This is a genomic window from Streptomyces bambusae, assembly GCF_020532645.1.
GTDB classification, from domain to species: Bacteria; Actinomycetota; Actinomycetes; order Streptomycetales; family Streptomycetaceae; genus Streptomyces; species Streptomyces bambusae.
The window spans coordinates 73,545-93,751 of record NZ_JAJAUZ010000027.1; the positions used below are offsets into that span (position 1 = coordinate 73,545).

The window sequence follows — 20,207 nt, forward strand, 5'->3', positions numbered from 1 at the left end:
AAAGGCCTTTCGGCCCGCCGTTCGAGGGCTTTTTCGGCGCCTTTGATTCCGCTTCCGGGTGTCGAATGGGGACATCGGGAAAAAGGGGCCGAACGAAGGAGTTGCCGCCATGGACGCCACCGGGACCGCGGACGAGAGGGTGGACGGGACGGTGGACGCGCTGGTCCGGCGGGCGCGCACCGCGCTCGGCCGGTTCGAGGGCTTCACCCAGGAGCAGGTGGACCACATCGTCGGCAAGGCCTCCCTGGCGGCCCTGGCCCGGCACGGCGAACTGGCCCGGCTCGCGGTCGAGGAGACCGGCCGCGGCCTGTTCGAGGACAAGGCCGTCAAGAACCTCTTCGCCTGCGAGCACGTCGTCAACTCGATGCGCGGGCTGAAGACCGCCGGCGTGATCCGGCGCGACGAACTGAACGGCATCACCGAGATCGCCGAACCCGTCGGCGTGGTCTGCGCGATGACCCCGGTCACCAACCCGACCTCGACCACCGTCTTCAAGGCGCTGATCGCGCTGAAGACCCGCAACCCGATCGTCTTCGCGTTCCACCCCTCCGCGCAGCACTGCTCGGCCGAAGCCGCCCGCACGGTCCGCGACGCGGCCGTCGCCGCCGGCGCGCCCGAGGACTGCATCCAGTGGATCGCCGAGCCCTCGATGGCCGCCACCGGCGCCCTCATGCGCCACCCGGACGTCTCCACCATCCTCGCCACCGGCGGCAACGCGATGGTCAAGGCCGCCTACTCGTGCGGCAAGCCGGCCCTCGGCGTCGGCGCGGGCAACGTGCCCGCCTATGTCCACACCAGCGCCCGGCTGGACCGCGCGGTCCACGACATCGTGCTCTCCAAGGCCTTCGACCACGGCATGATCTGCGCTTCCGAGCAGGCCGTCATCCTCGACGCGGAGATCTACGAGCGGGGCATCGCCGAGTTCCGGAGGCTGGGCGCGCACGTGGTGTCGGCGGCCGAGAAGGCCAAGCTGGAGGAGTTCGTCTTCGGCGCCACCGCCGGTGCCGCCGACTGCGCCGGCGCCCGGCTCAACGCCGACGTCGTCGGCCGGTCCGCCCGGTGGATCGCCGAACGGGCCGGCTTCGCCGTCCCCGACGGCACCTCGATCCTGCTCGCCGAGTGCGCCGAGGTCGGCGAGAACGAGCCGCTCACCCGCGAGAAGCTCTCCCCGGTGCTGGCCGCACTCAAGGCCGAGGACACCGCGCACGGCATCGAACTGGCCGCGCAGATGGTCGAGTTCAACGGGCTCGGGCACAGCGCCGCCATCCACGCCGAGGACGCCGACCTGGTCGAGGAGTTCGGCCGCCGGGTCAAGGCCGTCCGTGTCATCGCCAACGCGCCCTCCACCTTCGGCGGCATCGGTGACGTCTACAACGCCTTCCTGCCCTCGCTCACCCTCGGCTGCGGCTCGTACGGCCACAACGCGGTGTCGGACAACGTCACCGCGGTGAACCTGCTCAACATCAAGAGGATCGGACGGCGCAACACCAACATGCAGTGGTTCAAGGTCCCGCCGAAGATCTACTTCGAGCGCAACGCCATCCGCTACCTGGGCGAGATGGAGGGCATCCGCCGGGTCTCGATCGTCACCGACAGGACCATGACCGAACTCGGCTTCGTCCAGAAGGTCACCGACATCCTCCAGGCCCGCGAGGACGCGGTGGCCGTCCAGGTCATCGACGGCGTCGAGCCCAACCCGGAGCTGGCCACCGTCCGGGCCGGCGCCGCCCTGATGCGCGAGTTCAAGCCCGACACCGTCATCGGGCTCGGCGGCGGCTCCCCGATGGACGCCGCGAAGATCATGTGGCTGATGTACGAGCGCCCGGAGGTCGAGTTCGCCGACACCAAGGAGAAGTTCTTCGACATCCGCAAGCGCGCCTACCGGTTCCCCGCACTGGGCGAGAAGGCCCGGCTGGTCGCCGTCCCGACCACCTCCGGCACCGGCTCGGAGGTCACGCCCTTCGCCGTCATCTCCGATCCGGCCGCGGCGCAGAAGTACCCGCTCGCCGACTACGCCCTGACCCCGCACGTCGCGATCGTCGACCCGGTGCTGCCGATGCACCTGCCGCCGTCGGTCACCGCCGACTCCGGCTTCGACGCCCTCACCCACGCCACCGAGGCCTACGTCTCCGCGTACGCGAACGACTACACCGACGGGCTGTGCCTCCAGGCCATCAAGCTGATCTTCGAGAACCTGGAGCGCTGCGTGACCGAAGGGGCCGCCGCCCCCGAGGCGCGGGAGAAGATGCACAACGCGTCCACCATCGCCGGCATGGCCTTCGCCAACGCCTTCCTCGGCCTGGTCCACGCCATGGCGCACACCCTGGGCAACACCTTCCACGTCCCGCACGGCCGCACCAACGCCCTCCTGCTGCCGCACGTGATCCGCCACAACGGCACGGTCACCCACAAGGCCGTCCCGTGGCCGAAGGCCGAGGTCTACCGGGCCCCCGAGCGGTTCCAGGAGATCGCGCGGATGCTGGGCCTGCCGGCCGCCACCCCGGCCGAGGGCGTCGAGTCGTACGCCCGCGCCGTCGAGGAGCTGCGCACCGCCTGCGGCATCCCCGCCTCCTTCGCCGAGGCGGGCGTGCCCGAGGCGGCCTTCCTGGCGGCCCTCCCGCAGCAGGCCCTCAACGCCTACGCCGACCAGTGCGCCCCCGCCAACCCGCGGATGCCGATGCTCGACGACATGAAGGAGCTGATGCGCCGGGCCTACTACGGCACGACCGGCAGCTGACACCGCTCGCACGCACGGAGCCGCCGCCTCCCCGGCCCGGGGGAGCGGCGGCTCCGTGCGTCTGTGCGTCCGTGCGTGCGCGTACGTGCATGCGTGCGTCCGCGTCCGTGCGGCAGCCGGTCAGCGGGCCGCGGGGGCGTCCGCCGGGTCGTCCAGGCCGCTGCCGACCGCCGGCCCGCCGTCGCCCCGCCGGAACAGGGCGCAGGCCAGGGTGACCGCCGCCCCGAGCACCGCCCAGCCGGCCAGGATCAGCATCGACGGGCCCATGCCGTTGCCCTTGAAGTACGCGATCGAGCGGGCCGCGTAGGTGCCCGCGCCGGGCGGCAGCGCCGGACCGATCGCCCGCCAGAACGGCGGCAGCAGCGGGTAGGGGTACGCCCCGCCCGCGCTCGGGTTGCCGAGCACCACCACGAGCAGGATCGCCAGCCCGATGCCGACCACCCCGGCCAGCCCCTGGAAGGCCAGCGTGATCGCGCCGACCGCGAAGACGAGCAGGGTGCCGAGCCCCCAGAAGGCCGCGATGCTGCCGGGCAGCGCGCCCAGCACCGGACCCGCGATCACCGCGCCGAGCAGCCCGGCCACGACCGCGTACGCCAGCAGCGCGGCGAGCCGGATGACGGCGCGCGCCGGGTTCGCGGGCCGGGCCCCGGCGCTGATCGCGAGGATCGCGGCGCACAGGTAGCCGCCCACGCACCAGCCGACGACCAGGTAGAACGAGGACAGCCCGCGGGCGTCGCCCCGGTCCGCGGGGGCCACGTCGGTGACCCGCACCGCCCGCTGCCGGCCCGCCTCGGCGAGCGTCACGACCTGTTCGAGGGCCTGGGACAGCGAGGCGCCCGCACCACTGGCCACCAGCAGCCGGTCGGTCCGCCCGGCCGGGTCGATGATCAGCGCCCCGTCGACCTCGCGGTCCTTGATCAGCCGGAGCGCGGTGGCCTCGTCGGCGGCCGCCTCGGGGTCCAGCGGGTCGCCGGGCAGCGCCGCGAGCTGCCGTACCGCCTGCGCGGCGACCGGCTGGGCGGGGGCCACCACGGCGAGCGGGATCTCGTGCGGCTTCGGCTGGTGGAAGGCGCCGATGTACGAGGTGACGAAGGCGAGCTGGAGCGCCAGCACCCCGACGACCAGCAGCGCCGCCCGGATGGTGACTGCGTCCTTGATCTCGGCGAGGAAGCCCCGGGAGGGGTCTGCGTCCGTCGGTGTCATGCCCCCACGGTCGGCGCGCCGGATCCCGGACGCAGCAGGGGTGGGCCGAACGGATGACCGGGACCGGACGGGCGGGGCCTCGCCGTGCCCGGGCCGGGCCCCACGCACACGCCTCGAACATGTGTGTCGTACGTACGTTCGAAAGTGGTCTATGGTGGAAGAGGGAAAAGGGGGGCGGTCCACCAGGGAAGCAACAAGGGAAAGCAGGAGGCGCGGATGCCCGGCTTCACGCATCTGCACACCGTTTCCGGATACTCCGCGCGCTACGGAGCCTCCCACCCGGAACGGCTGGCGGCCCGCGCCGCCGACCGCGGGATGGACGCCCTCGCCCTCACCGACCGGGACACCCTCGCGGGCACCGTCCGGTTCGCGAAGGCCTGCCGGAAGGCCGGCATCCGGCCGCTGTTCGGCACGAGTCTCGCCGTCGCCCCCCTGGAGCCCCCGCGCCCCGGCCCGGCCCGCACCGGCGAACGGCGGCGCACCCCGGTCAAGGGCGGCGCCTTCGTCGACGAGTCCGCACCCCGCGCCCTGTTCCTCGCCCGCGACGGCGCCACCGGCTGGGCCACCCTGTGCCGCCTGGTCAGCGCCGCCCACGCGGATGCCGGCGGCCGGCCGCTGCTGCCCCGGGAGCACAACCACGGCGACGGGGTCCTCGTCCTCCTCGGCCCCGACTCCGACGTCGGCCGGGCCCTCTCCGAGGGCCGCCCCGACCGCGCCGCCCGGCTGCTCGCCCCCTGGCGCGAGGCCTACGGGGACGCCCTGCGCCTGGAGGCCGTCCACCACGGCCGCACCGGCACCGGACCCGGCTCGCTGCGGCTGGCCGCCCGTACCGCCGGCTTCGCCGCAGAGCAGGGCGTGCCCGCCGTGCTCACCAACGCCGTCCGGTACGCCGACCCCGGCCAGGGGCCGGTCGCCGACGTGCTCGACGCGGCCCGCCGGCTCGTGCCGATCGACCCCCGCGGCCCCCTCGACGGGGGCGAGCGCTGGCTCAAGGACGCCACCGCCATGACGGCCGCCGCCGACCGCATCGCCGAGGCCGCCGGACTCGGCCCGTCCGGCGCCCGCAGGCTGCTGGACCGCACCCGCCGGGACGCCGACTCCTGCCGGGTCGACCCCGAGGACGACCTCGGCATCGGCTCGGCGCACTTCCCCGAACCCCACCTGGTCGGCGCCGCCCACCGCAGCGCCCAGCGGGTGCTGGCCTCCCGGTGCGCCGCCGGCATGGTGCTGCGCGGCTACGCGGACCGGCGCGCGTACTGGGGCCGGATGCACCACGAGCTGGACATCGTCGCCCACTACGGCTACGCCACCTACTTCCTGACGGTCGCCCAGGTCGTCGACGACGTACGGGACATGGGCATCCGGGTGGCCGCCCGCGGCTCCGGGGCGGGCTCCCTGGTCAACCACCTGCTCGGCATCGCGCACGCCGACCCGGTCGAGAACGGCCTGCTGATGGAGCGCTTCCTCTCCAAGCGGCGGCCCGTGCTCCCCGACATCGACATCGACGTGGAATCCGCCCGCCGGCTGGAGGTCTACCGGGCGATCCTCGGCCGGTTCGGGACGGAACGGGTCGCGACCGTCTCCATGCCCGAGACCTACCGGGTGCGGCACGCGATCCGGGACGTGGGCGCGGCCCTGTCCCTGGACCCGGCCGAGACCGACCGGCTCGCCAAGGCCTTCCCGCACATCCGGGCCCGCGACGCCCGGGCCGCCCTCGCCGAACTCCCCGAGCTGCGCGGCGTACGGGCGGAGGAGCACGGCCGGCTGTGGGAGCTGGTCGAGGCGCTGGACGCGCTGCCGCGCGGGGTCGCCATGCACCCGTGCGGGGTGCTGCTGTCCGACGCCTCGCTGCTCGCCCGCACCCCCGTCGTGCCCACCAGCGGCGAGGGGCTGCCGATGTCCCAGTTCGACAAGGAGGACGTCGAGGACCTGGGGCTGCTCAAGCTCGACGTGCTGGGCGTACGGATGCAGTCCGCGATGGCGCACGCCGTCGCGGAGGTCGAACGGGCCACCGGGGAGCGCATCGACCTGGACGACCCGGCGCAGGTGCCGCCGGGGGACGAGGCCACCTACCGGCTGATCCGCTCGGCCGAGACCCTCGGCTGCTTCCAGATCGAATCGCCCGGCCAGCGGGACCTGATCGGCCGGCTCCGGCCCGCGGAGTTCCACGACCTGGTCGTGGACATCTCCCTGTTCCGGCCGGGGCCGGTCGCGGCCGACATGGTCCGGCCGTTCATCGAGGCCCGGCACGGCCGCGCGCCCGTCCGCTACCCGCACGAGGACCTGGCGGACGCGCTGCGCGAGACGTACGGGGTGGTGGTCTTCCACGAGCAGATCATCGAGATCGTGCACGTCATGACCGGCTGCGGGCGGGACGAGGCCGACCGGGTCCGCCGCGGGCTCTCCGACCCCGAGTCACAGGGCCGCATCAGGGTCTGGTTCGCGCGGCAGGCCGAGGGACGCGGCTACCCGGCCGAGGTGATCGCCCGGACCTGGGAGATCGTCGAGGCCTTCGGCTCGTACGGGTTCTGCAAGGCGCACGCGGTGGCCTTCGCCGTGCCGACCTACCAGTCGGCCTGGCTCAAGACCCACCACCCGGCGGCCTTCTACGCCGGGCTGCTCACCCACGACCCCGGCATGTACCCCAAGCGGCTGCTGCTCGCGGACGCCCGGCGGCGCGGGGTGCCGGTGCTGCCGCTGGACGTGAACCGGTCCGCGGCCGACCATCGCATCGAACTGGTGTCCGAGTCTCCTCGAGTGTGGGGGCTGCGGCTCGCTCTGGCCGACGTCCACGGCATCAGCGCGGCGGAGACCGCCCGGATCGAGGACGGGCAGCCCTACGGCTCCCTGCTCGACTTCTGGGACCGGGCCCGGCCGGGCCGCCCGGTGGCCGAACGGCTGGCGCAGGTCGGCGCGCTGGACGCGTTCGGGGCCAACCGGCGGGATCTGCTGCTGCACCTGTCCGAACTCCACCGGGGACACCGGGGCGTTGCCGGGCACGGGCGCCAGCTGCCGCTGGGCGGCGGGCGGAAGACCGCCGAGGCCGGACTGCCCGACCTCAACGAGGCCGAGCGGCTCAGTGCCGAGCTGGGCGTCCTCGGCATGGACGCCACCCGGCACCTCATGGACGACCACCGGGAGTTCCTCGACGAACTCGGCGCCGTGCCCGCGCGGCGGCTGCGCGAGGCCGCGCACGGGGAGACGGTGCTGGTCGCGGGGGCCAAGGCGGCCACCCAGACCCCGCCGGTGCGGTCCGGGCGGCGGGTCATCTTCACCACCCTCGACGACGGGACCGGACTGGTCGACCTCGCCTTCTTCGACGACAGCCACGAGGCGTGCGCGCACACGGTGTTCCACTCGTGGCTGCTGCTGGTGCGGGGCGTCGTCCAGCGGCGGGGTCCGCAGAGCCTCTCCGTGGTCGGCTCCGCGGCCTGGGACCTGGCGGAGCTGGCCGGACTGCGGCGGGACGGCGGGCTGGACGCGGTCGCCGCGCGGCTGGCCGAGCCGGTGCCGGTGCCGGTGCCCGTGCCGGGATCCGGCCGCAGGATCCACCTGCCCACGGGTTACGAGCTGAACCCGTGGGCCGACCTCCAGCCGCCGGGGGTTCCGGCGACGGGCCGCAAACTGTGGCATTCCAGCCCGGGGAGCGCCGGATGACCAAGCCCCCGGCGAAACCTGACTGTCGGGGCTCCGCCCCGGACCCCGCGCCTCAAGCGTCGGCGGGGCTGAGAGGTCGGGGCTCCGCCCCGGACCCCGCGCCTCAAGCGCCGGCGGGGCTGAAAGATCGGGGCTCTGCCCCTGGCCCTGCGCCTCAAGCGTCGGCGGGGCTTGGGTTCGGGGCTCCGCCCCGAACCCCGGTCCTCGGTCGCGGGACGGGCTTGATCGTGCCCCCAGGCCGGACTTTGGCTGCGGGCTTGGACGTGCCCCCGGCGCGGACTTTGCCCGGGGGCTGGATGCTGCGGGGGGAAATCCAGCCTCGCCGGCGTTTGAGGCGCGGGGGTGCGGGGGCGGAGCCCCCGGTCTCTGAGCCCGGCCGGGCCGTCGAGCCGCGCCGGCGTCCGAGGCACGGGGGCCGGGGCGGAGCCCCGGTTCGGGAAGGGGCGGGCAGGGGAAAGGCCCCGCAGGGCCACGGCACCACCGTGCTCTGCGCGACCTTCCACCGCCCGGACGGAACCGCCCCCGACCCCACCGCGTACACCGCCCTGCTCACCGCCCTCACCCCCGTCGTCCAGGCCCTCCCACCCGACACCGCCCTCGCCGACCTCACCCCCGCCCTCCGCTACTTCGCCCGCGACGCCGGCCACCTCGCCGCCCTGCTCCGCGTCAGAGCCCTCGCCCGCTACGGCGCGGACTGCACCATCGGCGTGGCCGAAAACCCCATGCTGGCCAGGATGGCCGCCCGCCGGGCCGCCCCGGGCCGCACCCTGCTGGTCCCCGCGGACCCCGACGCCGTGAAGGAGTTCCTCGCGGACCAGCCCGCCACCGCCCTCGACGGCATCGGCCCCGCCACCGCCCGCACCCTCGGCACGTACGGCCTCGGCACCGTGGGCCGGATCGCCGCCGCCCCGCTCCCCGCCCTCCAGCGGATCCTCGGCGCGAAGGCCGGCCGCGACGTGTACGAACGCGCCCACGGCATCGACCGCACCCCGGTCCGCCCCGGCGCCACCGCCCCCTCCCTCGCCGCCGAGCGCCCCTTCGACCGCGACGAGATCGACCCGGCCCGGCACCGGCGCGCCCTGCTCTCCCTCACCGAGGAACTCGGCGCCCGGCTGCGGGACCGCGGCGAGGCGTGCCGGACGCTGTCCCTCACCGTCCGCTGCGCCGACCGGACCGCGCTCACCCGTACCCGCACCCTCGCCGAACCCACCGCGCACTCCGCCGACCTCACCGCCACGGCCTACGCGGTGTACGGGGCGCTGGGCCTCCAGCGGGCCCGGGTCCGCGGCATCAGCATGCGCGCCGAGGGTCTGATCCCGGCCGAACGCGCCGCCCACCAGTTGAGTTTCGACCCCGGCGACGAGAAGTCCCGCCGCATCGAGGCGGTCGCGGACCGGATCCGGGCGAAGTTCGGCCCCGACGCCATCCGGCGCGGCACCCTGGCCGCCTGAAGGCATCCGCAACACCCCTGTACCTGCCCAAGAGTGACGCCACGCCAGTTTTTACCGGCGCGTAACTTCCCTCTTTTGCTACCCGCCCGTAATTTGGCGGATGCAGCTCACCTTGTGATCCGGATCACGGGCGAATCCCCCATCGCATTTCCCCTTCCCCGCAAGGAGATCACCCGATGCTGCCCTGGAGACGCCTGCTGGGACCCCTCACCGCCCTGATGCTGGCGGGAGCCGTCCTCACCCCCACCGCGGCCGCCCAGGCCGCGACCGCCCCCAGCAGCGGCTGGAACAACTGGTCGTGCAAACCGTCCGCCGCCCACCCGCGCCCCGTGGTCCTGGTCCACGGCACGCTCGGCAACTCCGTCGACAACTGGCTCGGCTTCGCCCCGTACCTGGTGCACCGCGGCTACTGCGTCTACTCCCTCGACTACGGGCAGCTGCCCGGTGTGCCCTTCTTCCACGGGCTCGGCCCCATCGAGAAGTCCGCCGGACAGCTCGACGCCTTCGTCGACCGGGTGCTCGCCGCCACCGGCGCCCCCGAGGCCGACCTCGTCGGCCACTCCCAGGGCGGCATGATGCCGCGCTGGTACCTGAAGTTCCTCGGCGGCGCCGACAAGGTCAACGCGCTGGTCGGGATCGCCCCCGACAACCACGGCACCACCCTGTCGGGGCTCACGCAGCTGCTGCCGTTCTTCCCCGGCGCCGAGGAACTGATCAGCACGGCCACCCCCGGGCTCGCCGACCAGATCGCCGGCTCGGACTTCCTGAACCGGCTCAACGCGGGCGGCGACACCGTCCCCGGGGTCGCGTACACCGTCATCGCCACCAAGTACGACGAGGTGGTCACCCCGTACCGGAGCGGCTTCCTGACCGGTCCCGACGTACGCAACATCGTCGTGCAGGACCTGTGCCCGCTGGACCTCTCCGAGCACGTGGCGATCGGCCTGACCGACCGGATCGCCTTCCACGCGGCCGAGAACGCCCTCGACCCGGAGCACGCCGAGCGCACGACCTGCGCCTCGGTGTTCGACACCGACTGACGCGGGCCGCGCGCCCGGACCGCAAGGCCGCTGCGTCAGCGGCCGTGCCGGCCGGCCACGGCCCGCCGCCGGACCGTTGCGAACAGCACCGCGGCACCGACCGCCAGCGTTCCGGCGCCCGCCACGGCGATCACCGGCGTGGCGGAACCGCTGCCGGTCTCGGCCAGGTCCGCGTCACCGCCGAGCGGAACGGCACCGCCCTGTGCCACCGGGTCACCGCCCCCGGTGGTGGCGGCGGTGCCCTCCGCCGCCGCGGCCCGGGCGGCCGTACCGGAGCCGGCGTCGGAGCCGGAGTCCGGGCCGGAGCCGCTGCCGTGGCCGCCCGTCGTACCGTGGCCGCCGTGGCTGCTCCGGCCGGCGTCCTTCCGGATCCGGTCCTCGTCCGGCGCCTGCGCCGTCGGCCCGGCGGCCGGGGCGGAGCCGGCCGGCGTCTGCGCGCCGCTCCCGCCGCTCTTGCGGAACACCACGTCCGAGCAGGTGTAGAACGCCTCGGGGCTGTCAGAGCGCTGCCAGATGCTGTACACGAGGTGGCGTCCGGACTTCTTCGGCACGGTGCCCTTGAACACGTAGTCCCCGCCGGACAGCCGGGGGTCCGTCACCTTCAGGAACGGCTTGGACTCCAGGTCCGACCACTTCAGCGGCTTCGACGGGTCGTAACCGTCCTTCGTCACGTACAGCGCGAACGTCCCCCGGTGCGGGGCCGTGGCCTTGTAGCGGAACGTGTGCTTCCCGGCGCTGAGCCGGCTGGCCGGCCAGTCCCGGCGCGGCAGGTCCAGCCCCCGGTACTTGGCGTTCCCGGCGGAGCACAGCCTGCCGTCGGGGATCAGGCGCTTGTGGTTGCCGGCCGCGTTGGCGATGTTGACCTCGTTCCAGTCGTACAGCGGCTGCGTCCCGCCCACGCGCACCAGCGCTTTGCAGGCCGCGGACTTCGGCGCCTCGGGGCCCTCCGCGTAGCAGGCGGCCACCCGGCTGACCGGGTCCGTCATCGAGCCGTGCGCGGCGGCGGGCGCGGCCAGCGCGAGCGGCACGAAACCGAGGGCGGCGACGGCGACGGCCGTGCGACGAGCGGTCATGGAGGTTCTCCTTCGGGCGGCGCAAGGGTGCTGCCGGGTGGCCCGGCACAAGGTCTGCGACACGCAAGCTAGCCGTCCGGAGCCCCCCGGAACGGGCCCCGGAGCCGCCCGGAGAGATCCTTACGACGCACTTAAGGCAGGGGTAAGCGGGGGATCAGACTCGGCCCCCCGAAGGCCGTTCCCCGGCCCTCCCGCACCCGTCGCCCGCGCCCGTCCGCCCCCTCAGCCCGTCGGCATGACGAAGCGGCGGACCACCTCGAAGCTGAGGTTGCCGTAGCCGGTGAAGAAGGGGGCGGCGGTCAGTTCGGTGGCCACGGCCTCGTCGCGGGAGACCACCCGGCTCGCCCGGGCCGTGCGGTCCAGGTCAGGTCCCTGCGAGCGGCCCAGCCGGGCGGTGCGCACCACCCCGTCCGCGACGACCTCCAGGAAGCAGTCCCACAGGCCCGGGCCGATCGGCGCGCCCCCGTCGAGCACCGCCAGCTGCACGTCCGCACGGAACCCGGCCATCCCCAGGTCCACGCCCCGCTTCTCGCCGTCCGCCGCCAGGTCCGGCGCCGGGACCGCCGTCGCGGGCACCCGGTGCTCGCGGCCCGTCGCCCGCTCCCGCAGCAGCAGCCGGCTCTCCATCCGCCCGGTGCCCAGGCCCTCGACGTACCCGTGGCCGGTCAGCCGGACCCGGCCGTCCTTCCAGCTCATCCCGTTCAGCCTGTGCCGGGCCTTCAGCTTCTCCGTGACGTCGTACAGCTTGTCCGGCAGCCCCGCCCGCGGGTCCCGGAACAGGGGGAAGCGCCGGTACGCCCGCCCGTTCTCGGCGAACAGCTCCGCAGGCTGCTCCGCCGGGTCGTACGCGGCCAGCTCGGCGAACGCGTCGAACTTGCCCTGCGTGAAGCAGTACAGCCGCAGCAGGTCCAGCGCGGACAGCTCACCGGCCATGTCCGGGGTCCAGTACGCCTCGCACAGCGCCCGCCCCCGCTGGTAGACCTCCGAGGTGTACGCGGGGTCCACCCCGTACACCCGGGCCGCCGGGATCAGCGCCTTGCCCACCATGTTCCGGAAGTGCCGGCCCAGCATCCGGCGGCGGCCCACCGGGTCCGAGACCCGGTCCGACACCATCCGCATGACCCGCTCGATGTGCTGGATGCTCTCGTTCGCCGTCCGGTGCCGGGCCGTGATGTTCTGCCCGTCCTCGCGGCGCCGCAGGTAGTAGCAGTCGTAGTCGCCGACCACGGAGATCCGCTCGGCGGCCAGGTAGGCGGCCGTCACGAACAGCTGGTCCTCGCCGAACCACAGGTCCTCCGGGTAGCGGATGCCGTCCCGCTCCAGGACCTCCCGGCGGTACAGCTTCGCGCTGTGCAGCGACCTGTACACCTCCGAGGTGTACAGGTCGGCCCGCTCCGCGTGCCTGTGCGCCTTCTCGGCGACCGACCGGCCCAGCCCGACCGCCTTGCCGAGCACGACGTCGCTGCCTTGCTCCTCGGCCATGGCCAGCAGCCGCTCCAGGGTCTCCGTGCCCAGGTAGTCGTCCGAGTCGACGACGTACACGTAGCGGCCGCGGGCCAGGTCCAGCGCCCGGTTGCGGGGCACGCTCGGCCCGCCCGTGTTCGCCTGGTGCAGCACCCGGAACTGCGGGTGCTGCGCGGCGAACCGGTCCAGCTCGGCCCCGCTGCCGTCGGTGGAGCCGTCGTTGACCGCGATCACCTCGATCCGGTCGAGGCCCAGCGACTGGCCGACCACCGAGTCCAGGCACTCCGTGAGGTACGGCATCGCGTTGTAGACCGCGATGATCACGGACACGTCCGGGACGGCGGCGTCAGGCGCCTTCACCGGCTCGGGCACCGGCGCCGGCGAAGGCACGTCCGGCGTCCGCGGCATCTCCGGCACCCCCGGCGCGGCGACCGGCACCAGCCCCGCCGGGGGGACCGGCCGGGCCGGCGGCACCGCGAACGGCCCCGGCGGCACGGGCCCGCCCGCCCCCGGGAACGGCATCCCGGCGGAACCCGGCGCGGGGAACGGCGGCGGGACGGGAACGTGCGACAGGGGTCCGTTCGGGCCGCCCGGCAGGGGTGCGTGAGGGGGGAAGGAGCTCATGTGCCGGGACCACTCGTTTCTGCGCTTCGGGTACGGACCATCAACAGAAAGTATGGACCTACGCTCATCACGCCGGTTCGGCGGCCGCCCCCAGGGCACCCAGGGCGCCCGGCCCGCCCCGGCGGGCCAGCTCCTCCAGCTCGTCCAGCGCCGCCACCGCGCGGGCCGCCGCCTCCGGGTCCCGGGCCGCCAGACCGCTCGCCGCGAACTCGTCCTCGTCCAGCCGCAGCACCTGCGAGCCGTCCGCCGACACCCACAGGTCGAGGTCCAGGTCCTCCACCCGGACCTCGCCGTCCGCCACGACCGCCGGCCGGGTCACGTCGCAGTACCAGCCCTTCAGCTCCCCGGCCCCGGTGCGCACCTCCTTCACCGCGTACCAGCGGTCGCGCCAGAAGTGCTCGGTGAACACGTCACCCGGCTCGAACCGTACGAAGCCGAAGTCGCGCACCCCCTCCGCCGCCCACGGGGCCCGCACGCTGATCCGGCTGCCGTCGTCCGCGAGCAGCCCCGCCGAGTACCGGATCTTGATCCGGCCGGCCTTGCTCAGCTCCACGGTGACCGTGTCCTGCACCTGCGTCTCCTCCATCACGCGCCTCCCAGCGCCTTCGCGTACCGCACCTCGGTGGCGCAGACCTCGTATCCGAACCAGTCGTTGACCGCGAGCATCGGCGCGTTCCCGGTGTCGTTCCCGGTGAACGCCTCCGTACAGCCCGCCAGGGCCGCCTTCCGCAGCGCCTCGTGCTTGACGATCCGGGCGAGCCCGCGGCCGCGGAACGCCCGCCGGGTGCCGGTCATGGCCGAGGAGTAGCGCCCTGCGCCGTCGGTGCGCGCCGCGCTGAACGCGGCCGGCTCGCCGTCGACCAGCGCCACCGTGGTCAGCTCCCGGTCCAGCTCGGGGTCCTCCCAGGTGTCCCGGAGCCACTGCGCGTAGTCGTCCAGCCGGGTCCCGATGTCGCCCGGCTCGTCCAGGGTGGTCTCGGAGTCCAGCAGGAACAGCGGCCGCGGGTCGGCGGCGAACTCGGCCGCCGAGCGCAGCACCACCCCGGCGGGCAGCGGCGGCCGCTCGGGCAGGGTGCGCTCCGCGAGGCCGAGGCGCAGGAAGTGGGCCGAGCGGCCCTCCGCATAGCCGAGGTCTTCGACGACGGCCCGCTCCGCCGGATCGTCGGGGATCCACGTGTACACGGCGCGGGCTCCCAGGGCGGCCAGGTACTCCTCGGCGGTGGACCGCAGCAGTCCGGCGGCGGTGTGGTGCGCGCCGGGGAGCACGTAGGAGTTGACGAAGGCCTGTCCGGGCTCGTCGCTGTCGTAGGCGAGGCCGGCCTGCGCGGTGCCGACCACCGCGCCGTCCTCCTCGGCGACCAGCACCCGGTGGTGCTCATCGGGGTGGGCGGACTCCAGCTCGAAGGCCACCCCGGCCACCGTGGAGATCATGAAGGGGAGTGCGGCACGGCGCACCCGGACGACGGCCCCGGTGTCTGCGGCGTCGCCGGGGCGGAGATCACGGACGATGACGGTCATGTGGTCCGACGCTACGTCCGGCCTGGCCGGCGCGCCTCCGAATTTCCGGCCCGTGCGCGAGAATCGCCCGGTGACCTCGAAGAGCGTGAGCCTGAAGATCTCCGTCGACCCGGCCGGAGCCACCGCCCCCTACGAGCAGCTGCGGGCCCAGATCGCCGGGCAGGCGCGCACCGGCCGGCTGCCCGTCGGCTTCCGGCTGCCGACCGTGCGCGGTCTCGCGGAGGAACTCGGCCTGGCCGCCAACACGGTGGCCAAGGCGTACAAGGCGCTGGAGGCGGACGGGGTGATCGAGACCCGCGGCCGCAACGGCACGTTCATCGCCGCCGCCGGCGACACCGCCGCCCGCGAGGCGGCCGCCGCGGCCCAGGCGTTCGCGGACCGCGCGCACCGCCTCGGGCTCCCGCAGGACGAGGCCCTCGCGCTGGCCGCGGACGCCCTCAGGGCCCGGTACGCGGGCTGACCGCGGGCCGGGCCCCGGTCCTTGCCGGTACGGCCCGGCGACTGCGGGCAGGCAGGCCCCCGGTTCCTGCGGGCCGGGTTCCCGGACCTACAGGTACAGCCCGGCGTCCGTGGCCGCCGGCTGGGCCGGGACCGACGCCGGGCCGGTGCCGCGGCGCAGGGCGAACAGCTCGGCCAGGGTGGCCCCTTCGCGGGAGACGCCCTCCTCGCCGCCCAGCCAGTCCACCGCCTCCCGGTGGCTGAGCCGGCCCACCTCGATCCGGGCGAGACAGCGGCCTGGCCGCACCACCGCGGGGTGCAGCCGCTCCAGGTCCTCGTTGGTGGTCACGCCCACCAGCACGTTGCGGCCCTGGCCGAGCAGCCCGTCCGTCAGGTTCAGCAGGCGGGACAGCGCCTGCCCGGCGGTGTGCCGGGCCTCGCCGCGGATCAGCTCGTCGCAGTCCTCCAGGAGCAGCAGCCGCCAGCGGCCCCGCGAGGTGCCCTCGTCCTCGCCGATGGCGATGTCCATCAGGTATCCGACGTCGTTGAACAGCCGTTCCGGGTCGAGGACGCAGTCCACCTGGCACCAGTCGCGCCAGGACCGCGCGAGGGTGCGCAGCGCCGAGGTCTTGCCGGTGCCCGGTGGTCCGTGGAGCAGCAGCAGCCGGCCGGCGATGTCGTCCGGGGTGACCTTCATCAGCCGGTCCATGGCCTCGGCCACCGGGGCCGTGTAGTTGGGCCGGACCTCCGCCCAGGTGCCGGCCGCGATCTGCCGGGTGGTGCGGTGCGGGCCGCGCCGGGGGGAGACGTACCAGAAGCCCATGGTGACGTTCTCGGGCTGCGGTTCGGGCTCGTCCTGGGCGCCGTCGGTGGCCAGGCTGAGGACGGAGGCGGCGAGTTCGTCGGTGACGGCGGTGACCGTGACGTCGGCGCCGCGGTTCCAGCGCGAGACCAGCAGGGTCCACCCCTCGCCCTCGGCGAGCGTCGCGCTGCGGTCGGTGTCCTTGGTGGCGCGCAGCACCCGGGCCTCCGGAGGCAGCAGCGTGGCCCCGGACTTGACCCGTTCGATCGTGACGCTGTGCGAGTACGGCTGCTCGCCGGTGGCGAACCGGCCGAGGAAGAGGGCGTCGACGACGTCCGACGGGGAGTCGCTGTCGTCGACCCCGAGCCGGATCGGCAGGGCGTGCTGCGGGTCCTGAGGCGTGGCTGACATGGCGCCCATGATCCGGCACGAACTGCCCCCGTGCACCCGTGTTTCGCCGGTTCGGCCGCATGGGCGGAGCGCCGAAACCTCCGGCCGGTGAAGGTTTCCGCGGCATTTCCCCGCAGCTCTTCCTCCGAGTTTTTTGGCATGGACACTTCCAGAGAGGGGTGGTCGGCGCTACGACGTACATGGCAGAAAACCTGCTAATGGAGGGGTCCATGAAACTGTCCCGATTCGCGGCATTCACGGCCTCGTTGGCCCTTGCCGCGTCCGCCGCCCTGCTCGGTTCCGCCCCCGCACAGGCCGCGGATTCCGCGGCCGTCTTCGGCTACGTGGCCCTCGGCGACTCGTACTCCTCGGGGGTCGGCGCCGGCAGCTACGACAGCGCGAGCGGCAACTGCAAGCGCAGCACGAAGGCCTACCCCGTGCTCTGGAAGAACGCCCATTCACCCGGCTCGTTCGCGTTCACCGCCTGCTCGGGCGCTCGTACGGGTGATGTCACGGCCGGTCAGCTCGGCCCGCTCAACGCCGACACCGACCTCGTCAGCATCACCATCGGCGGCAACGACGCCGGCTTCTCCGACGTCATGACCACCTGCGTGCTCCAGTCCGAGTCCACCTGCCTCAGCCGGATCGCCCAGGCCAAGGCCTACGTCGACACCACCCTGCCCGGGAAGCTCGACGCCGTGTACGACGCCATCCGCGCCAAGGCCCCCAACGCCCGCGTGGTCGTGCTCGGCTATCCCCGCTTCTACAAACTGAACGGCACCTGTACCACCGGCCTGTCGGAGACCGAGCGCGCCGCCATCAACGGGGCCTCCGACCACCTGAACGCGGCCACCGACAAGCGGGCCCGCGACCACGGCTTCGCCTTCGCCTCGGTGGCGGGCGCCTTCACCGGACACGAGATCTGCTCCGGCAGCGCCTGGCTGCACAGCGTCAACTGGCTCAACATCGGCGAGTCGTACCACCCCACCGCCCCCGGCCAGTCCGGCGGCTACCTGCCCGTCTTCAGCTCCGCCGCCTGACCCGGCCACATCGCGGCCGCCGTGGACTCCCCGGACGGGGGCCGCGGCGGCCGACGACTACACCAGCAGCCACACCAGCAACACGAGCACCAGCGCCAGGGCGACCGCCGCAGCCACCGCCGCCGGGACGGGCCACCCGCGGCCGCCCTGCTCCGGCCGGGACGCCGCGCGTGCGGCGGACGCCACCGATCCGTCCGCTTCCGCCGCAGGGCCCGCCGGTTCCACGGTCCCGCCCTGCGGCCCGTCCGCGGCCCGCACCGCCCCGCCCGCGCCCACCACCCGCAGCATCCGCTCCGCTTCCCCGGCCGACAGCCGCGCCGCCGGGTCCGGGCGCAGCAGACCGTCGAGTACGGGCTCCAGAGCGCCCGCCCGGCGCGGCGGCGGCAGCTCCCCGCCGGCCGCCGGCCGCCCGAAGCCGCCCTCGACCGCCTCGTACAGCAGCGCGCCCAGCGCCCGCAGGTCGGCCTCCGCGCCGCCCGCCGCAGGGTCCGCCCCGTCCGCCGCCCAGTCCGCCGCCGCGGCGAGCCCGAAGTCGCCCAGCACCACCCGGCCGTCGTTGGCGACCAGCACATTGCCCGCCGTCACGTCCCCGTGCGGCACTCCCGCAGCGTGCGCGGCCCGCAGCGCCGCCAGCAGCTGCGCCCCGAGGTGCGCCGCCCGCTGCGGGGCCAGCGGCCCGCCGGCCGCCAGCACCTCCGCCAGTGACAGCCCGCGGACCAGCTCCATCACGATCCACGGCCGGCCGCCCTCGACCGCCACGTCGTACACGGCGACCACCCCGCGGTGGGTGACCCGCTCCGCCGTCCGCGCCGCCCGCTCCAGCCGCTCGTACACCCCGCGCGCAGCGGCCGGGTCCGCCCCGGCCGGCGCCCGTACCTCCCGGACCGCCACCTCGCGGCCCAGCACCTCGTCCCGGGCCTGCCACACCGTGCCCGTCCGGCCGCGGCCCAGCGGACCCCGCAGCCGGTACCGTCCCGCCACCACCCGCTCACCGCTCGGCACCTCGGTCACGAGGGGAGTCTGCCCGCCCGCGGCGCCCTTCCAACGCCGACGGCAAGGCCCCGGAGCGGCCCCCGCCGAAGTGTGGGTGCGGAGAGTAACGGTCGACTTCGGTGAGTGACCGTCAAAAGTGGTGCCGTGACGGTCAAATCACCCTCCCGGGATACCCGACTGCGCCGAGAGGGCGATAGGGTTACCCTGCCCGGGCCGGGTGTCTCGTACGGGTGGGGAGAATCATGGAACAGATAACGATGCGCAGCAGGCCGCCCCGCGTGCCTGCCATCACCTGCGGCAGCAGCGCGACCAGTTCGCGGCTGGACCGCCACCTCGCCGTGCTGGGCGGTCCCGCCGTCCCGCAGCGCGAGGCCGCCGAAGCGACCCTGCTGATGCGGGAGTTGACGGCGCGTGACCACACGCACCGCCACCGGAGCCGGAGCGCGCGCGTCTCGCTGTTCGCCCCGCTGCGCCGGCTGCGCCGTACGCTCTGGGGCAGCCACCGCTGACCCGCCCCACCCGGCACCCCGGCCCTCAGGCGATCACACCGTCCCGGCGTAGTCCGTCGATCTGCGCGTCCGACATCCCCAGGGCGCGCAGGACGGCACCGGTGTGCTCGCCGAGCGCCGGCACCGCGCCCATCAGCGGCTCCGGCCCGCCCGGCAGCACGATCGGCGGGAGCAGGGCGCGCAGCGGACCGACGGCCGAACCCACCTCCCGCCACCGGTCCCGCGCCGCCAGCTGGGGGTGTCCGGCCAGCCCGGCCACCGTGTTCAGACGGGCGCAGGCGATGCCCGCCGCCTCCAGCGCGGCGATCGCCGTGTCCGCCTCCAGCCCGCCGAGCGCGGCGGCCACCACCGCATCCGTCTTCTCCCGGTTCGCAGTCCGCGCCGCATTCGTCGCGAACGCCGGATCGTCCGCCAACTCGGGTTGCCCCAGCACCTGTTCGGCCAGCCGCCGCCACTCCCGGTCGTTCTGCACCGACAGCAGCACCCGGCCCCCGCCCGCCGTCGGATAGGCGTCGTACGGCGCGATCACCGCATGGCCCAGACCCGTACGCGCCGGCTGCTCGCCGCCGTGCATCGTGTGGTGCAGCGGATGCCCCATCCACTCGGCCAGCGCATCCAGCATCGACACCTCCACCGGCCCGCCCCGCCCGGTCGAACCCCGCCGCAGCAGCGCCGCAAGAACGCCGGAGAACGCGTACATCGCCGCCGCGATGTCGGCCGCCGGGATGCCCGCCTTCACGGGCTGCTCCGCCGTCCCCGTCACCGACACCAGCCCCGCCTCGCACTGCACGAGCATGTCGTACGCCCGCTTGTGCGCGTACGGGCCCTGCGCCCCGTACCCGGAGATGTCGACGGCGACCAGCCGCGGATGGCGGGCGCACAGCGAGGCCGCATCCAGGCCCAGCCGGGCCGCCGCCCCCTGTGCCAGGTTCTGCACGAACACGTCGGCGTCCGCGACCAGCCGCTCGACCAGCTCCCGGCCGCGCGGGTCCTTCAGGTCCACGGCCACCGACTCCTTGCCGCGGTTCGCCCACACGAAATGCGAGGCCAGGCCGCCCGCGGCGGTGTCGTAGCCGCGGGCGAAATCGCCGCCGTCCGGGCGTTCCAGCTTCACCACCCGGGCGCCGAGATCGGCGAGCTGGCGGGTCGCGAACGGGGCCGAGACCGCCTGCTCCACGGCGACGACCGTGATCCCGTCGAGCGGGAGGGGTTGCGCCGGGCGGGCGGGGCGTGCGGAAGGGGCTGCCATGACATGCAGACCTATCGGT

General features: G+C 74.4%; 15 protein-coding genes. 7 read left to right on the top strand and 8 right to left on the bottom strand.

The window, feature by feature from the left end; translation table 11 throughout:
- Positions 1-109 precede the first annotated feature (109 nt).
- On the top strand, positions 110-2,737 hold the full coding sequence (adhE, locus tag LG634_RS19980; protein WP_226735248.1) for a bifunctional acetaldehyde-CoA/alcohol dehydrogenase: 2,628 nt from the start codon (positions 110-112) through the stop codon (positions 2,735-2,737).
- Positions 2,738-2,857: 120 nt separating this feature from the next.
- On the opposite strand, the gene LG634_RS19985 is transcribed toward adhE, so the two are convergent.
- Positions 2,858-3,940 carry a YhgE/Pip domain-containing protein gene (locus tag LG634_RS19985; RefSeq protein WP_226735249.1) on the bottom strand — a complete coding sequence of 361 codons (1,083 nt, stop codon included), beginning with the start codon at positions 3,938-3,940 and terminating at the stop codon, positions 2,858-2,860.
- A gap of 216 nt (positions 3,941-4,156) precedes the next feature.
- On the opposite strand from LG634_RS19985, the gene LG634_RS19990 reads away from it, so the two are divergent.
- The 3 genes from LG634_RS19990 (at position 4,157) to LG634_RS20000 (ending at position 10,088) form a co-directional block, all read left to right on the top strand.
- Complete coding sequence (locus LG634_RS19990; protein WP_226735250.1) at positions 4,157-7,597, top strand: DNA polymerase III subunit alpha; 3,441 nt, start codon at positions 4,157-4,159, stop codon at positions 7,595-7,597.
- A 482-nt stretch (positions 7,598-8,079) separates the two neighbouring features.
- The gene (locus LG634_RS19995) at positions 8,080-9,048 is read left to right on the top strand and encodes a DNA polymerase Y family protein (protein ID WP_226735251.1); all 969 of its coding nucleotides are present in this window, start codon (positions 8,080-8,082) and stop codon (positions 9,046-9,048) included.
- Positions 9,049-9,224: 176 nt separating this feature from the next.
- Positions 9,225-10,088, top strand: coding sequence for an esterase/lipase family protein (locus LG634_RS20000; protein ID WP_226735252.1), 864 nt, complete (start codon positions 9,225-9,227; stop codon positions 10,086-10,088).
- A 35-nt stretch (positions 10,089-10,123) separates the two neighbouring features.
- On the opposite strand, the gene LG634_RS20005 is transcribed toward LG634_RS20000, so the two are convergent.
- The 4 genes from LG634_RS20005 to LG634_RS20020 form a co-directional block, all read right to left on the bottom strand.
- Entirely contained in the window at positions 10,124-11,161 is a 1,038-nt protein-coding gene (locus LG634_RS20005) for a lytic polysaccharide monooxygenase (RefSeq protein WP_226735253.1), read from the bottom strand.
- Positions 11,162-11,383: 222 nt separating this feature from the next.
- Positions 11,384-13,033, bottom strand: a complete 1,650-nt coding sequence (locus LG634_RS20010; RefSeq protein ID WP_226735254.1) for a glycosyltransferase family 2 protein — start codon at positions 13,031-13,033, stop codon at positions 11,384-11,386.
- A gap of 283 nt (positions 13,034-13,316) precedes the next feature.
- A complete protein-coding gene (locus LG634_RS20015; protein WP_226735255.1) occupies positions 13,317-13,835 on the bottom strand; it encodes a ribonuclease FAU-1 family protein in 519 nt (172 codons plus the stop codon).
- On the bottom strand, positions 13,835-14,767 hold the full coding sequence (locus LG634_RS20020; protein WP_226735256.1) for a GNAT family N-acetyltransferase: 933 nt from the start codon (positions 14,765-14,767) through the stop codon (positions 13,835-13,837). Before LG634_RS20020 ends, LG634_RS20015 begins: the two co-directional genes overlap by 1 nt.
- A gap of 85 nt (positions 14,768-14,852) precedes the next feature.
- Here LG634_RS20020 and LG634_RS20025 point away from each other — a divergent pair, with 85 nt between their 5' ends.
- Positions 14,853-15,227, top strand: coding sequence for a GntR family transcriptional regulator (locus LG634_RS20025; RefSeq protein ID WP_226735274.1), 375 nt, complete (start codon positions 14,853-14,855; stop codon positions 15,225-15,227).
- 87 nt (positions 15,228-15,314) lie between these two features.
- Here the strand turns inward: LG634_RS20025 and LG634_RS20030 are convergent, their stop codons facing one another.
- Positions 15,315-16,418: a DUF5925 domain-containing protein gene (locus LG634_RS20030; RefSeq protein WP_226735257.1), complete on the bottom strand. Its 1,104-nt coding sequence runs from the start codon at positions 16,416-16,418 to the stop codon at positions 15,315-15,317.
- Positions 16,419-16,627: 209 nt separating this feature from the next.
- On the opposite strand from LG634_RS20030, the gene LG634_RS20035 reads away from it, so the two are divergent.
- A complete protein-coding gene (locus LG634_RS20035) occupies positions 16,628-17,437 on the top strand; it encodes an SGNH/GDSL hydrolase family protein (RefSeq protein ID WP_226735258.1) in 810 nt (269 codons plus the stop codon).
- 57 nt (positions 17,438-17,494) lie between these two features.
- On the opposite strand, the gene LG634_RS20040 is transcribed toward LG634_RS20035, so the two are convergent.
- Positions 17,495-18,448, bottom strand: coding sequence for a serine/threonine-protein kinase (locus LG634_RS20040; RefSeq protein ID WP_226735259.1), 954 nt, complete (start codon positions 18,446-18,448; stop codon positions 17,495-17,497).
- Positions 18,449-18,672: 224 nt separating this feature from the next.
- Between LG634_RS20040 and LG634_RS20045 the strand changes: the two genes are divergently transcribed.
- Positions 18,673-18,939 (top strand): hypothetical protein, encoded by a 267-nt coding sequence (locus tag LG634_RS20045; RefSeq protein ID WP_226735260.1) that lies wholly within the window; start codon positions 18,673-18,675, stop codon positions 18,937-18,939.
- 25 nt (positions 18,940-18,964) lie between these two features.
- On the opposite strand, the gene LG634_RS20050 is transcribed toward LG634_RS20045, so the two are convergent.
- Complete coding sequence (locus tag LG634_RS20050) at positions 18,965-20,188, bottom strand: CaiB/BaiF CoA transferase family protein (RefSeq protein WP_226735261.1); 1,224 nt, start codon at positions 20,186-20,188, stop codon at positions 18,965-18,967.
- Positions 20,189-20,207 lie beyond the last annotated feature (19 nt).

Excerpts from the sequence above, each read along its gene's own strand:
- adhE (WP_226735248.1), top strand. The coding sequence starts at position 110 with ATGGACGCCACCGGGACCGCGGACGAGAGGGTGGACGGGACGGTGGAC.
- LG634_RS19985 (WP_226735249.1), bottom strand. The coding sequence starts at position 3,940 with ATGACACCGACGGACGCAGACCCCTCCCGGGGCTTCCTCGCCGAGATC.
- LG634_RS19990 (WP_226735250.1), top strand. The coding sequence starts at position 4,157 with ATGCCCGGCTTCACGCATCTGCACACCGTTTCCGGATACTCCGCGCGC.
- LG634_RS20000 (WP_226735252.1), top strand. The coding sequence starts at position 9,225 with ATGCTGCCCTGGAGACGCCTGCTGGGACCCCTCACCGCCCTGATGCTG.
- LG634_RS20005 (WP_226735253.1), bottom strand. The coding sequence starts at position 11,161 with ATGACCGCTCGTCGCACGGCCGTCGCCGTCGCCGCCCTCGGTTTCGTG.
- LG634_RS20010 (WP_226735254.1), bottom strand. The coding sequence starts at position 13,033 with ATGCCGCGGACGCCGGACGTGCCTTCGCCGGCGCCGGTGCCCGAGCCG.
- LG634_RS20015 (WP_226735255.1), bottom strand. The coding sequence starts at position 13,835 with ATGGAGGAGACGCAGGTGCAGGACACGGTCACCGTGGAGCTGAGCAAG.
- LG634_RS20020 (WP_226735256.1), bottom strand. The coding sequence starts at position 14,767 with ATGACCGTCATCGTCCGTGATCTCCGCCCCGGCGACGCCGCAGACACC.
- LG634_RS20030 (WP_226735257.1), bottom strand. The coding sequence starts at position 16,418 with ATGTCAGCCACGCCTCAGGACCCGCAGCACGCCCTGCCGATCCGGCTC.
- LG634_RS20035 (WP_226735258.1), top strand. The coding sequence starts at position 16,628 with ATGAAACTGTCCCGATTCGCGGCATTCACGGCCTCGTTGGCCCTTGCC.
- LG634_RS20045 (WP_226735260.1), top strand. The coding sequence starts at position 18,673 with ATGGAACAGATAACGATGCGCAGCAGGCCGCCCCGCGTGCCTGCCATC.
- LG634_RS20050 (WP_226735261.1), bottom strand. The coding sequence starts at position 20,188 with ATGGCAGCCCCTTCCGCACGCCCCGCCCGCCCGGCGCAACCCCTCCCG.